This window comes from Bacteroides coprosuis (assembly GCF_020741705.1).
Classification (GTDB): domain Bacteria; phylum Bacteroidota; class Bacteroidia; order Bacteroidales; family Bacteroidaceae; genus Bacteroides_E; species Bacteroides_E coprosuis.
Map to the genome: position 1 here is coordinate 1 of NZ_DYYK01000021.1, position 12,488 is coordinate 12,488.

Annotated in this window: 13 protein-coding genes and 1 tRNA gene; 9 read left to right on the forward strand and 5 right to left on the reverse strand. The window is 36.2% G+C overall.

Annotation, left to right across the window (positions count from 1 at the left end; genetic code table 11):
• Nucleotides 1–232 precede the first annotated feature (232 nt).
• Nucleotides 233–844: a master DNA invertase Mpi family serine-type recombinase gene (locus K8V80_RS01310; RefSeq protein WP_276774904.1), complete on the forward strand. Its 612-nt coding sequence runs from the start codon at nt 233–235 to the stop codon at nt 842–844.
• Nucleotides 845–949: 105 nt separating this feature from the next.
• Here K8V80_RS01310 and K8V80_RS01315 read toward each other — a convergent pair whose 3' ends face one another.
• The 4 genes from K8V80_RS01315 to K8V80_RS01330 form a co-directional block, all read right to left on the reverse strand.
• Nucleotides 950–1,198 (reverse strand): hypothetical protein, encoded by a 249-nt coding sequence (locus K8V80_RS01315; RefSeq protein ID WP_276774906.1) that lies wholly within the window; start codon nt 1,196–1,198, stop codon nt 950–952.
• Entirely contained in the window at nt 1,186–1,467 is a 282-nt protein-coding gene (locus K8V80_RS01320) for a DUF5074 domain-containing protein (protein ID WP_276774907.1), read from the reverse strand. Before K8V80_RS01320 ends, K8V80_RS01315 begins: the two co-directional genes overlap by 13 nt.
• Before the next feature lie 283 nt (nt 1,468–1,750).
• Nucleotides 1,751–2,137: a DUF2726 domain-containing protein gene (locus tag K8V80_RS01325; RefSeq protein ID WP_276774909.1), complete on the reverse strand. Its 387-nt coding sequence runs from the start codon at nt 2,135–2,137 to the stop codon at nt 1,751–1,753.
• Between the two features lie 70 nt (nt 2,138–2,207).
• A tRNA-Ser gene (locus K8V80_RS01330) sits at nt 2,208–2,292 on the reverse strand.
• A gap of 449 nt (nt 2,293–2,741) precedes the next feature.
• Here K8V80_RS01330 and K8V80_RS01335 point away from each other — a divergent pair.
• On the forward strand, nt 2,742–4,448 hold the full coding sequence (locus K8V80_RS01335; protein ID WP_276774911.1) for a phosphoethanolamine transferase: 1,707 nt from the start codon (nt 2,742–2,744) through the stop codon (nt 4,446–4,448).
• A 782-nt stretch (nt 4,449–5,230) separates the two neighbouring features.
• Nucleotides 5,231–5,665, forward strand: coding sequence for a cold-shock protein (locus K8V80_RS01340; RefSeq protein WP_006744650.1), 435 nt, complete (start codon nt 5,231–5,233; stop codon nt 5,663–5,665).
• A gap of 34 nt (nt 5,666–5,699) precedes the next feature.
• Here K8V80_RS01340 and K8V80_RS01345 read toward each other — a convergent pair whose 3' ends face one another.
• Entirely contained in the window at nt 5,700–5,921 is a 222-nt protein-coding gene (locus K8V80_RS01345) for a hypothetical protein (protein WP_276774914.1), read from the reverse strand.
• A 123-nt stretch (nt 5,922–6,044) separates the two neighbouring features.
• Here K8V80_RS01345 and K8V80_RS01350 point away from each other — a divergent pair, with 123 nt between their 5' ends.
• The 6 genes from K8V80_RS01350 to gcvP all read left to right on the forward strand — a co-directional run.
• A complete protein-coding gene (locus K8V80_RS01350) occupies nt 6,045–7,172 on the forward strand; it encodes an acyltransferase family protein (protein WP_276774916.1) in 1,128 nt (375 codons plus the stop codon).
• 361 nt (nt 7,173–7,533) lie between these two features.
• Nucleotides 7,534–8,040 (forward strand): nitroreductase family protein, encoded by a 507-nt coding sequence (locus tag K8V80_RS01355; protein ID WP_006744651.1) that lies wholly within the window; start codon nt 7,534–7,536, stop codon nt 8,038–8,040.
• 249 nt (nt 8,041–8,289) lie between these two features.
• Complete coding sequence (locus K8V80_RS01360; RefSeq protein ID WP_276774919.1) at nt 8,290–9,123, forward strand: RsiV family protein; 834 nt, start codon at nt 8,290–8,292, stop codon at nt 9,121–9,123.
• 21 nt (nt 9,124–9,144) lie between these two features.
• On the forward strand, nt 9,145–9,765 hold the full coding sequence (rsmG, locus tag K8V80_RS01365; protein ID WP_006744653.1) for a 16S rRNA (guanine(527)-N(7))-methyltransferase RsmG: 621 nt from the start codon (nt 9,145–9,147) through the stop codon (nt 9,763–9,765).
• Nucleotides 9,766–9,783: 18 nt separating this feature from the next.
• On the forward strand, nt 9,784–10,437 hold the full coding sequence (locus tag K8V80_RS01370; protein WP_006744654.1) for an MBL fold metallo-hydrolase: 654 nt from the start codon (nt 9,784–9,786) through the stop codon (nt 10,435–10,437).
• Nucleotides 10,438–10,459: 22 nt separating this feature from the next.
• Nucleotides 10,460–12,488 (forward strand): aminomethyl-transferring glycine dehydrogenase (gcvP, locus tag K8V80_RS01375; RefSeq protein ID WP_276774922.1); only part of this gene is annotated, 2,029 nt, incomplete at its 3' end.

Here is a 12,488-nt window from a genome sequence, read left to right on the forward strand (position 1 = left end):
CCTCAATTTTCTGCTTGATGCTACGCTCAATATCACTTAAAATGACAAAAGAATTTACAGCATCTTTATCGAAGTGAGTAAGTACTTTATTTTCTCTAATATAATCGCTCAGTTAAAAGAAATAAGGTTAATCTATTTTAATAGAGGAGTATTAATAGACAAAATAAGTCAATAAAATTTACTAGTAGATTTTAGCTATCTAACTTTAGATGAAATAAAACTTATAGCTAGAATGATTTACGGATACATTAGGGTTAGTTCGGATAAGCAAACAGTAAAGAATCAGAAATTTGAGATTGAGGAATATTGTAAGAAAAAAGAGATAGGGATAGAGAAATGGGTAGAAGAAACTATCAGTGCTACTAAAAAACTTTCAGAACGAAAATTTGGACGACTTTTGAAAAGAATGAAAAAGAATGATACACTCATTGTTACAGAGCTCTCGAGATTAGGAAGAAATTTAATGCAAATAATGAGCATTCTTCATTACTGTATGGAACATGATGTACAAGTAATTACAATCAAAGAGCATTATGAGTTGGGGAATAACATCAATTCTAAGGTGTTGGCTTTTGCCTTTGGATTGTCAGCAGAGATTGAACGTAATTTAATATCTCAACGCACAAAAGAAGCCCTTGCTAGGAAAAAAGCTGAAGGTGTTATTCTTGGACGACCAAAAGGACGTAAATCTTCTAAAGTAAAGCTTACAGGTAGAGAGGAGAAGATAAAAGAATTACTTAGTAAGAAAGTTTCCAAAAGTGCAATTGCTAGAATTTTAGGCGTGCATCGTCTTACCGTGAGTAAATTTATTGAGGAAAACAGATTGGATATACAAGGGGTGTAATGTCTTTGATAAATATTCATAAGAATATAACAACCTCTATCCAGACCTTACTGAATAGGGGTTGTTTATCTTAAAAAATTAATAAATAATGCTTTAATGATATGCTTATTTGTTTATCCACTCTGGAGTAAAGCGGTAAGCGAAATCTATACCTGCAGGGCTAGCACCTTTTTGGGTGTTATACTCGTATGAGCGATTGATCTCAGGCTTACTGCCACTTACATCCATTACAAATATCTTTGAATCTACATAAGTAGAAGTAGGTAACCAGAGTTCTTTGGTAAACGGATGCTGACCTAGAATGCCATATATGGTTTCACCTCCCTTATAATAATTGTACTCTAGGTTGCACAAATGCCCGATGTTGTCTCCATGGTATTGTCTGAATACTGAACATAACCTTTGTTCTTACCTGTTATCACAATGTGTTGTGGCCACGTGCCGACACCTTTTGGAGTAGTGAAAACGAGAGGCTCAGAAAACTCTGCTTTCATGGTCTCAGAGTTACAAACGACAAAGCGATTTAAACCTCCTTGTTGATCTCCATTTTGTGTGATGAAGTAAATTTTATTATTGGCGATAAACATATCTTGAAGTACATTTCTTTTAGACTTCCTTCCCATTCCTCATCAGAACAGTGGATTATTGGTAGTTACTAACATATAATAATAAAAAAACATAATAATATTATTGCTACAGAATGAAGAAGAGCATCCAATCAGTCGGCTTCTTAGTAATCCCTACATTCTCTTAGATCGGAAAAACGAGATCCCATTACTTATTAATTGCAAAACTCCAGAAGAAACTTTGCACTTACATTCAGAAATTAGGAAAAATAAGGTGCAATAGTAATTTATAATAAATACTGCTTTACTTTATTGAATACCAACGTATAATAGGTAGAAATTAGGATAGATTCATTGCCTTATTCAAGCTTTCGATTATTCTCGCTTCTTCATTGTATCCATCGGTTGATAACCGAAGTAATGGGAGTCCAATGAGTTCTAAGATGTGATTTTTTTTGTTATCCCTTTCCTGTTGCAATTCATTGTCATGAAAAGACACACCATCTACTTCAATGGCTAAAATAGGAGTTTTGTCAATCTTGTTGAATAAGAGAAAATCCAGTCTTGAGTTATTTCGGATAAACTGTACTTCATCTTCTGAGAAGGGTTGATTTTCCCGAATTAAGTCTCTGAGTCGGTATTCTCTCACCATATCAATAGAGGAGTATTGGGGCTTTACTAATATATTTTCACATAACAATTGATGAAGAATACGGACTGACCCCAAATCTGTAGTATTTGCATATTAAGAATAAAAAACCCAATCTTACAAATAATGTAAAATTGGGTTTTTTCTGCGGAGAGAGAGGGATTCGAACCCCCGGAGCCTCTCAGCTCAACGGTTTTCAAGACCGCCGCAATCGACCACTCTGCCATCTCTCCAAACAAAGTAAATTGTTTGTCTTTCCTTTCGAAAGCGTTGCAAAGATACAAATATTATTTACAAACTTCCAAGTGTTTGTGGGTATTATTTTCATCTTTTTTTATCTCTTTCTTATAGCTAATTAGTTTTCAATAACTTAGAGTTTATCTTTGTTTTAATATAAATTGTGCGACTTTTTTATCCCTTTCCAAACTATAATGGAGTGGGTGGGTACTCCGTTTTAAATCTCCAAATGGCGTGTTTTTGATTCCTTTTTCTATACAAAATAAGTTAAATATGCTGAATAATAATGCATGGAAGAGGATTCGTTATTTGTTAAGTAAGAATACTATATCTTGATTATGAGTATTTTAGTGCTTAGTTGTAGTTTGGGGTGGAGGATGTTGTGTTTCTGCATGAAAATTGAATTATACCTTAGTTACATCGAATATTTTTATACCTTCGTAGTATGATAAATAGGTTTTTACATCAGATTTTAGGACTGAAGATAGGTTCAAAAAGCTTGTTTTATACTTTCCTTTTGGTAAACTTAATACCAAACCTATTTCTATTGTACACAGAGCCTTACAACTTTAGTGGAAAACTTTTACTTATTTTATTACCACTGGGCGTGTATTTAAGTTTCTTGTCTTTGAGCAAAAGGCAAGGGGCAATGCAGTTGTGGCTCACTCCACTATTTTTCTTCCATGCCTTCCAATTGGTGGTTTTTTCCTTATTTAAGGAGGATGTTATTGCGGTAGATATGTTTTTAAATCTCGTTACTACCAATGTTTCGGAGGCTACAGAATTGCTTGGAAGCATCTTGCTGCCTACGCTCTTGGTGTGTGTGGTCTATATCCTCGCTATTGTGGGTGCTGCACGGAGCTTTAAAAGCAAAACTTATTATTCCCAATCGTTTAGAAATAAAAACTTGATGGCTGGGCTTATTATTATTTTGGGTTCTTTGCCTCTGTTTTTATCTGCCAAAGAGGTTAATACGCAGCATTTTACGTGTCATGAAAATCTTTACCCTGTAAATGTATTCTACAATATGGGCTTTTCTATTGATAAGTTTCATAAGATCAATAATTACAAAACGACTTCGAAAGATTTCTCTTTTCAGGCTCAAAAAGACTCTGTAAGTAGTCAGCGTGAGGTGTATGTACTGGTTATTGGCGAGACATCTCGTGCAGATAATTGGCAACTGTATGGGTACGAACGTGAAACAAATCCGTATCTTAAAAAGGATGATTCGGTGATTTTCTTTAGGGATGCTCTAACACAATCCAATACTACCCACAAGAGTGTGTCGATTTTGTTGTCGGGGGCTTCTGCCGAAAACTACGACTGTATCTACTCACAAAAGAGCTTGATAGAGGCTTTCAAGGAGACGGGTTTTACTACTGTTTTCCTCTCCAATCAGGCTAAGAACAGTTCGTTTATTGAGTACTTTGCGCAAGAAGCCGAGTACCTAGAATATTATCGTTCTCGAAATATACAAACCAATCACTTTGATGAAGTGTTGCTCCATCGTTTGCAACATTATCTAGAGTCGGTTACTGGCAATCTGCTTATTGTAGTTCATACGTATGGTTCACACTTTAATTATAATGAGAGATACCCCAAGGAGTTTGCTCAGTTTATGCCCGATCAATTCTCTCGTATTGATAAAAAGAATAGGGAGATGATGGTGAATGCTTATGATAATAGCATCTTATATACCGATTATTTTTTGCATCGCATCGGCCAGATTTTAGATGAAAGTGGCTTGTGTGCAGCTTATCTTTACATCTCCGATCATGGAGAAGATATTATGGATGATGATAGAGAACGTTTTCTTCATGCTTCGCCCAATCCTACTTATTATCAATTGCGTGTGCCTCTCGTTACTTGGTTCTCAGAAAACTATGAGATAACTTATCCCGAAAAGGTGCAGGCGGCTCATGATAACTCTATCAAACCCGTATCTAGTAGCATGGTGTTTCATACCTTTTTAGATATGGCTGATATTCAGACCGATTATCTTCATAAAAACAATTCTTTAGTTAGCACTCATTTTACTCCTTCTATGCGAATGTACTTGGGAGATCATGATAATCCTATCCCTTATTACCAAACAAATTTGAAGCGTCAAGATAAAGAGATGATCCAGATTCATGGATTAAGTGTGGAATAATGGACACTCCATCCAACTCCATTTTTTGTCTATCCCACTTATTTTGAGAGGTTTTTCTCTTGGTAATATTTATACAGTGTATAAGGTATAAATATCGTAATAGATCCCTATGAAAAGGGAGAAAATATTCTGACACCGACATCGTGATGACATGACACCGACATGATGACTTTTTGACCCTGATAAGAGTCGATTATATCCGTGTGATAAAAAAAGCTGTTTCTAAATGTATTTTTATGCGTAAGAGTAGAGGGTTGATTGGTGGTCAATTTGAGTGGGAAAGGTAGTCTTATAAATGAGGAATGTGGGGTTTGGAAACAGAGAGTAATCAGGCTCTTTTGGGGTGGACTTATTTCATCTTGATGGAGTGCTGAATTTACCTCAAATTTAAAATACTTGTCGTAATGTTCTGTAAATCAAATATTTTTTGTTATATTATAAGGGCGTGGCAGATTGTTTACGCAGGAATACTTACCAATATGAATGTTTTTGGGCACCCTGCTTTGTAGAAAGTCGGTAGAGTTCAAAGCACATTTGTTCCAAACTGGGGGTAGAGGTATCAATACGAGTCCCAAACTTGAATTTGATTTAAATACTCAGCTCAGTTTTGATTACAGAATTTTATTTGTTGGTTGAAACAAAACAAAACAAGTCTATTCTTATAAAGGAAGCAGGTTTTGTTTGCCATCAGCTTTTTAAAAGTTGTAGAAATCATTCTATCATAAATTCTGTAAGGAATAGGTAGGTGAATACTCATAATTTTTAAAATTTTATATTACTAAATGGCAGTTACTTTTAGAAAAAAAGAAGTTAGAAAAAGACAAATTGAAAAACGTAGAGAAAAAGAATTAAGGCGTGAAGCCAAAAGAAATGAAACTCCCGATACCTTTGAGGAGATGATAGCGTATGTTGATCCCAATGGAGTGATTACAGATACGCCACCTAATCCTGAAGATTATAGAGAAGTAAAGTTGGAAGAAATTGAAGTGTCTATTCCCACAGATTTAGAAATAGCGAGTGAATCGGAATTGGATGGGCATGTTAAATTCTACAATGAAGATAGAGGATTTGGTTTCATTAAAGACAAAGAGAGTGTTGAGCAGTATTTTTTCCACATTAGTAATGCTCCCGAAGACATTGAAAGAAATGACCACGTTACATTCCGTCTTGAAGATAGCCCTAGAGGTTTAAATGCCGTTGAAGTAGAGTATGCTTAGTTTAAAAGGCTTACTTGGCTAAATAAAAGGAATATTACAAAAGCAGTTGCACCTTAGCAGCTGCTTTTTTGTATTTAAATAAATTGATAGTTAGATGCTTTAACCTATACCAAAAGAGGCTCACAGAGAAGTAGAGCTCCCATATTTTCTGCTGATGAATTGTGATTTGTTCCTCACGGTATATCTTCACATGATCGAAGATAAACGAGCGTTCATCTTGTTCTAAAATAGGAGCATATTTTATTTCTTTGCTCATTTGGGCTATATAAATTCATAAAACACAAATATAAGACAATAATAATCTATTTTACGACAATCTTTAAAGGAGGATTTGCTATAAGTTTGTATCCACAGAAAAACAAACAAATATCAAGATATAATGCAGACAAAGTTAACTCTTAAAGACTCTAAGCCTCATTATGAGATTTTAGATGGTTTGCGTGGAGTTGCAGCACTATTGGTGGTGCTCTTTCATGTCCTCGAGGTGCATTCGGGTGGAGATCATGCTCAACAAATGATTAATCATGGCTACTTAGCAGTAGATTTCTTCTTTATCCTTTCGGGTTTTGTGGTGGGCTATGCCTACGATGATAGATGGGGAAAGATGACCTTAAAAGCTTTCTTTAAACGAAGAATTATTCGTCTTCAACCGATGATTATAATCGGCTCTATTATTGGAGCAATCTTATTTTACTATCAATATTCCCCAGGATTGGGTTGGGCAGGTATTGCCGATGTACCCTTGTGGAAGATGTTGCTAGTAATGGTTATCGGTTTTACACTGATTCCCGTAGGTAAAGGACTAGACATTCGTGGTTGGCACGAGATGCATCCACTCAACGGACCCGCGTGGTCGCTCTTTTTTGAATATGTAGCCAATATTCTTTATGCTTTAGTTCTGCATAAATTGTCGAAGAGAGTACTGGCACTCTTGGTGTGTATCGCTGCTGGGTTTACAATTCAGTATGCCCTCACAAACCCCAATGGAGATATTATAGGAGGTTGGTCTATTGATGATGCCCTCCAGATGAAGATTGGTTTCATTCGCTTGGCTTTTCCTTTTTTGATGGGATTGCTGATGGCTAGAATAGGCAAACTGCGTTATACCAAGCACGCTTTTCTAGTAACAAGCCTTTTACTCGTTGCCCTGTTTTCGGTACCTCGTTTGGGTGGCACAGAACAAATATGGCTCAATGGGCTGTACGAGTGTTTTTGCATCTTAATCATGTTCCCCTTTATTGTGTGGCTGGGTGCAGGAGGAGAGGTGAAAGGCAAAAAAGGCTCTCTCGTTTGTAAATTCTTGGGTGATATCTCTTATCCTATATACATCACACACTTCCCTATAGCCTATGTATATATGGCATGGGTAACCAATAATAATATGACATTGGCTGAGTCGTGGCCATTTGCCCTCTTAGTAGTTGTATCTGCTATTCTAGTGGCTTATCTCAGTATGAAATTATATGATATTCCACTTCGAAAATGGCTTCGTAAGAAGTATCTATAAAAATATGAAAAGCACGGATAAGAATTGAAACCTTATCTGTGCTTTTCTTTTTGTTCTCATAAGAGGATTAATCTGTGTAGGTGTGTGGGGGTGAGCCAAGCGTGGGCGTTGCATTATGAATTTCTAGAGCTGTAAAGTAAGGTACTGATGGGTCTCCTCTTCAGATTTCGTTTAAAAGGGAGTGGCTATTTACAAAAATTACTTAATAAAGAGAATCTATTTAGTCTGATATATAAAATATTATTCTCTGATATTGAAATCTTTCTAGCTCTTTCATTTGTTACTTAGGTAGAACTCCATAAAATTTTCATGAACGTAAAGGGAGTATTATAATCTTGGTTTTAACCTAAATTTAAAATATATGGACGCAATTTTTCACAGAAGAAGTATCCGCAAGTATGTAAACGAAGCCGTATCCGACGAAAAGATTCATAAGATTTTATTAGCAGGAATGTCTGCCCCCAATGCTTTTGCCACCTATGAGTGGAATTTCTTAGTCATAAAAAGTGCTGAGGGAAAAAAGAAAATGTTGGAAGCTCAGCCTTGGGCAAAATCATCCGAAAATGCCGATACCTTAATCTTAGTATGTGGTGATTCAAGCAAAGAGAAAAACGAAATGCTATTGGTGCAAAACTGTAGCGCTGCTATGGAAAATATGCTTATTGAAGCTACATATCTTGATTTAGGTAGCTTGTGGCTGGGTGTATATGGTAGTGATGAGATCGTAAGAGATATACGAAAAGCTTATAATGTCCCTAAACATTTAATCCCGATAGGAGTAGTGGTAATTGGTCAGACGGTTCAAGATCGTAAACCTCATGATCAGTTTTACAAAGACCAAGTTCACGTAGAGAGTTTCAAGAAATAGAGAAAATAGAAAGATTTTAAAGGTTTGAAAGACCTATTCAATTTACTTTGGATAGGTCTTTCTTGCTTTGTATCTCTATAGTGAAAGAAAAACAATTCTATCGGAGTTGGTGGAGTCGTGTAATTCCAAAAGGAAACAAAGAGAAGCTTATTTTCAATTCACTATTTACTCTTTTATCCTAATAAATAGTTTATATTTGTGTGAATAGCAGAATAAAGAATACTCTATTCAGTAAAACACAGAAAAGATATGAAAAAGATAGGTTTTAAAACGGGTTTAATGGCATTAGCTGTTTTTGCTTTTGCTGCTTGTTCTTCAAATAATGAAGTAGGTAACTTGACATTTAAGAAATTCACAAATGAGGAAAATATCTATTTGATGGGTGATAAAAATGCACCTCATGCAGAGTTTTCACTCAATATGGAATATCCTGTAAAAGGAGAACCTAGCATTCATCATTGGGTACAAGAGCAGATTTCAGACTTTGTATTGGGTACAAGTTATGGCCCCCTTGAGCCTCAGGCTGCTGTAGATAAGTATGCCGAAACCTATAAAAATGATTATCTTTCTGATGTAGAATCTCTTTACAAAGAAGAGTTGGCAGAAGTGGGCGATGCTTCTAAAGTAGGTGTGTGGTACAATTATTACCAACATATGGAATCTACGGTTGACTTTTATGCCAAGAGCTTACTTGTAATTGAAAGTACTATTAGCGATTTTACGGGTGGTGCACATGGTATTCACTTAGTTAACTATTTGAATTTAGATTTGACCAACTTGAACAAAGTAAGAATTCAAGATATTTTCAATGCGAACTATGAAGCCAATTTAGTATCGCTTATTAAAGATCAGTTCAAGAAAGACTTGAAAGCAGAGTCTTTGGAAGATGTAGGCTTTTGGGAAGATAGCATACAACCTACTGAAAATATGAAACTGTCTGCTACAGGGATTACCTTCTTATACAATGTATATGAAATAGCTCCTTATGCTATGGGTGCTCAAGAAGTAACACTTACCTATGCTCAGTTGTCAGACTTATTAAACAAAGAGAATCCGATAATCAAAGAATTATTAAATATCTAATAATATACACTATTCAACTTTATGGAGTTAATACTCAAATATTTTCCAAACTTAACCGAAGAACAAAAGAAACAGTTTGCAGCCCTTTACGATTTATACATCGATTGGAACTCTAAAATCAATGTAATATCTCGTAAAGATATTGAAAATCTTTACCCTCATCATGTGTTACATTCACTAGGTATAGCTAGAGTAATCAATTTTAAGCCTGGTACTCATGTGATGGATTTGGGCACTGGTGGTGGCTTCCCAGGTATTCCATTGGCCATTTTATTTCCCGAAACTAAATTTCACTTAGTCGATAGTATCCGTAAAAAAGTACGAGTAGCTCAAGAAGTAGCAACAGCTATTGGGTTAAAAAATGTAACTTTTAAGCATGCTCGTGCACAAGAAGAAAAACAAGAATTCGATTTTGTTGTTAGTAGAGCGGTAATGCCTCTTCAAGACTTGGTAGATATCATCAGAAAGAATATCTCTAAGAACCAACAAAATGCACTTCCCAACGGATTAATCTGTCTTAAAGGGGGAGAATTAGAAAAAGAAACTATGCCCGTAAAAAACAGAACGACCATCTGGGATCTAAAAGATGAGTTTGAGGAAGAGTTTTTTGAAACAAAGAAGGTGGTGTATGTTGCCCTATAATAATTAAAAGAAATAGATATGAATATACAGAAATTTGAATTCAATATGTTTCCTGTCAATAGCTACGTACTATGGGACGATACGAAGGAAGCAGTAGTGATAGACCCAGGCGTGTTCTTTGATACAGAAAAAGAACAACTTAAAAAGTTTATTGCTGATAATGGATTAAAAATAAAGCACCTTCTAAATACTCACCTTCATCTAGACCATATACTAGGAAATACTTTTATGTTTCAAGAGTATGGAATAAAGGCTGAAGCGAGTCAAGATGATGAATACTGGCTAGAGGGAGTGGCTCAGCAAGGTAGAATGTTTGGATTCGAAGTGAATGATGAGCCCGTTCCTCTGGGTAAATACTTAAAGGAGGGTGATCAAATTCATTTTGGAAATCAAACCTTAGATATCTTTCAAGTGCCTGGTCACTCACCTGGTAGTTTGGTGTTTTATAATCAAGCAACAGGTGATGCTTTTTCGGGAGATGTACTTTTTCAAGGTAGTGTAGGTAGAGCAGACTTACAAGGAGGAAACTTTACTGCATTAAAAGAGAATATTATCAAAAAACTCTTTATCTTGCCTGATGAGACAGTTGTTCATGCTGGACACGGACCATCAACTACTATAGGTAGAGAAAAAAAGTACAATCCTTTCTTTACAGATGTAACAACTCATTAAACTAACTTTAAAATCAAATACTATGAACACTAATTTTCTAGCCAACAGGCACATCGGTATTAATGACAAAGACATTCAAGAGATGCTGAAGAAAATAGGCGTTTCTTCTGTGGATGAGCTGATTGAGAAGACTATTCCAGAGAATATCTTACTCAAAGAGCCCTTAAATTTGCCACCTGCAATGTCTGAGTACGAATACAGTAATCACATTGTTGAGCTAGCCAAAAAGAATAAGATATATAAAACATATATCGGTCAAGGTTGGTACAATACCATTACACCTGCAGTGATTCAAAGAAATGTCTTTGAAAATCCCGTTTGGTACACCTCATACACCCCATACCAAGGTGAGGTTTCTCAAGGTAGATTGGAAGCATTGATGAATTTCCAAACTGCAATTAGCGATTTGACAGGGTTACCTTTGGCAAACTGTTCGTTGCTAGATGAAGCTACTGCTGGAGCTGAGGCTATGACGATGATGTACAACCTACGTTCTCGTGGTAAGAAAAAAGCAAAAGCAAATGTTCTATTTGTTGATAATTCTGTTTTCCCAGAAACAAAGGCTGTAATCAAAACTCGTGGTATTCCTCAAGGTATGGAAATTGTACACGGAGATTACAAAACATTTGAATTTACAGATCAGATCTTTGGTGCAATCGTGCAGTATCCAAATAATGAGGGTAGTGTAGAAGATTATAGAGTGTTTGTAGAAAAAGCACATGCTAATGAAACTTTAGTAGCTGTAGCTGCTGATATCTTAAGCTTGGCTCTACTTACTCCTCCAGGAGAATGGGGTGCTGATATTGCTTTTGGTAGTTCACAGCGTTTGGGTATCCCTATGTTCTATGGGGGGCCATCTGCAGGATATTTTGCTACTCGTGCAGAGTATAAACGAAATATTCCTGGACGTATTATTGGTTGGTCGAAAGATGCGTATGGTAAACTTTGTTACCGTATGGCTCTTCAAACTCGTGAACAACATATTAAGAGAGAAAGAGCTACCTCAAATATCTGTACAGCTCAGGCCTTACTTGCTACTATGTCTGGTTTCTATGCTGTATATCATGGGGCAGAAGGAATTAAAGAGATTGCTAATCGCATCCATCAACATACCATCACAGTGAGTGAAGGTGTAAAAGTATTGGGATACGAGCAGTTAAATGAATATTTCTTTGATACGCTATATATTAAATTACCGAGCTGCATCTCTTTAGAACAATTTAGAGAAGTAGCTTTGAAGAAAGAAATAAACTTCCGTTATCACGATACAGGAGAAGTAGGTATTAGTATTGATGAAACAACTACTGATGCTGATGTTCAGTCTATTCTTTGTGTGTTTGGTTCTGTTGCAGAACAAGAGCTTACAGTGAAGAAAGAAGAAAAAGGCTGTGCTCTTCCCAAAGAATTAATTCGTAAATCAGACTTCTTAACTCACGAAGTTTTTAAGAAATACCATACAGAAACAGAGATGATGCGTTACATCAAACGCCTAGATCGTCAAGATATCTCTTTGGCTCACTCTATGATTTCTTTGGGTTCGTGTACCATGAAGCTGAATGCTGCGGCAGAAGTGATTCCTATGACTCGTCCAGAGTTTATGGGCATTCACCCATTGGCTCCAAAATACCAAGCAGCAGGTTCGCTAGAGATGATTGAAAACCTAGGAAATTTACTTCAAGTAATTACTGGTTTTGATGGCATCAGCTTACAACCCAACTCGGGTGCAGCAGGTGAATATGCTGGACTTCGTACTATTCGTGCTTATCTAGAAAGCATCAAGCAAGGTCATAGAAATAAAGTGATTATTCCTGCATCAGCACACGGAACAAACCCTGCATCGGCAGTTCAAGCGGGTTATGATATAGTCCTTGTAGATTCTGATGAAGGAGGAAACGTATGTATGGACGACTTCCGCAAAAAAGTGGAAGAAAACAAAGACGACTTAGCTGCTTTAATGATTACTTATCCTTCTACACATGGTATCTTCGAAAAAGATATTGTAGAAATCTGTGATTTGATACACAAGGCTGGTGGACAAGTATATATGGATG

What these genes read in the sequence shown, in the direction of transcription:
- K8V80_RS01370 (WP_006744654.1), top strand. Translation starts at nt 9,784, where the DNA reads ATGAATATACAGAAATTTGAATTCAATATGTTTCCTGTCAATAGCTAC.
- K8V80_RS01310 (WP_276774904.1), top strand. Translation starts at nt 233, where the DNA reads ATGATTTACGGATACATTAGGGTTAGTTCGGATAAGCAAACAGTAAAG.
- rsmG (WP_006744653.1), top strand. Translation starts at nt 9,145, where the DNA reads ATGGAGTTAATACTCAAATATTTTCCAAACTTAACCGAAGAACAAAAG.
- K8V80_RS01360 (WP_276774919.1), top strand. Translation starts at nt 8,290, where the DNA reads ATGAAAAAGATAGGTTTTAAAACGGGTTTAATGGCATTAGCTGTTTTT.
- K8V80_RS01345 (WP_276774914.1), bottom strand. Translation starts at nt 5,921, where the DNA reads ATGAGCAAAGAAATAAAATATGCTCCTATTTTAGAACAAGATGAACGC.
- K8V80_RS01340 (WP_006744650.1), top strand. Translation starts at nt 5,231, where the DNA reads ATGGCAGTTACTTTTAGAAAAAAAGAAGTTAGAAAAAGACAAATTGAA.
- K8V80_RS01335 (WP_276774911.1), top strand. Translation starts at nt 2,742, where the DNA reads ATGATAAATAGGTTTTTACATCAGATTTTAGGACTGAAGATAGGTTCA.
- K8V80_RS01320 (WP_276774907.1), bottom strand. Translation starts at nt 1,467, where the DNA reads ATGGGAAGGAAGTCTAAAAGAAATGTACTTCAAGATATGTTTATCGCC.
- K8V80_RS01355 (WP_006744651.1), top strand. Translation starts at nt 7,534, where the DNA reads ATGGACGCAATTTTTCACAGAAGAAGTATCCGCAAGTATGTAAACGAA.
- K8V80_RS01350 (WP_276774916.1), top strand. Translation starts at nt 6,045, where the DNA reads ATGCAGACAAAGTTAACTCTTAAAGACTCTAAGCCTCATTATGAGATT.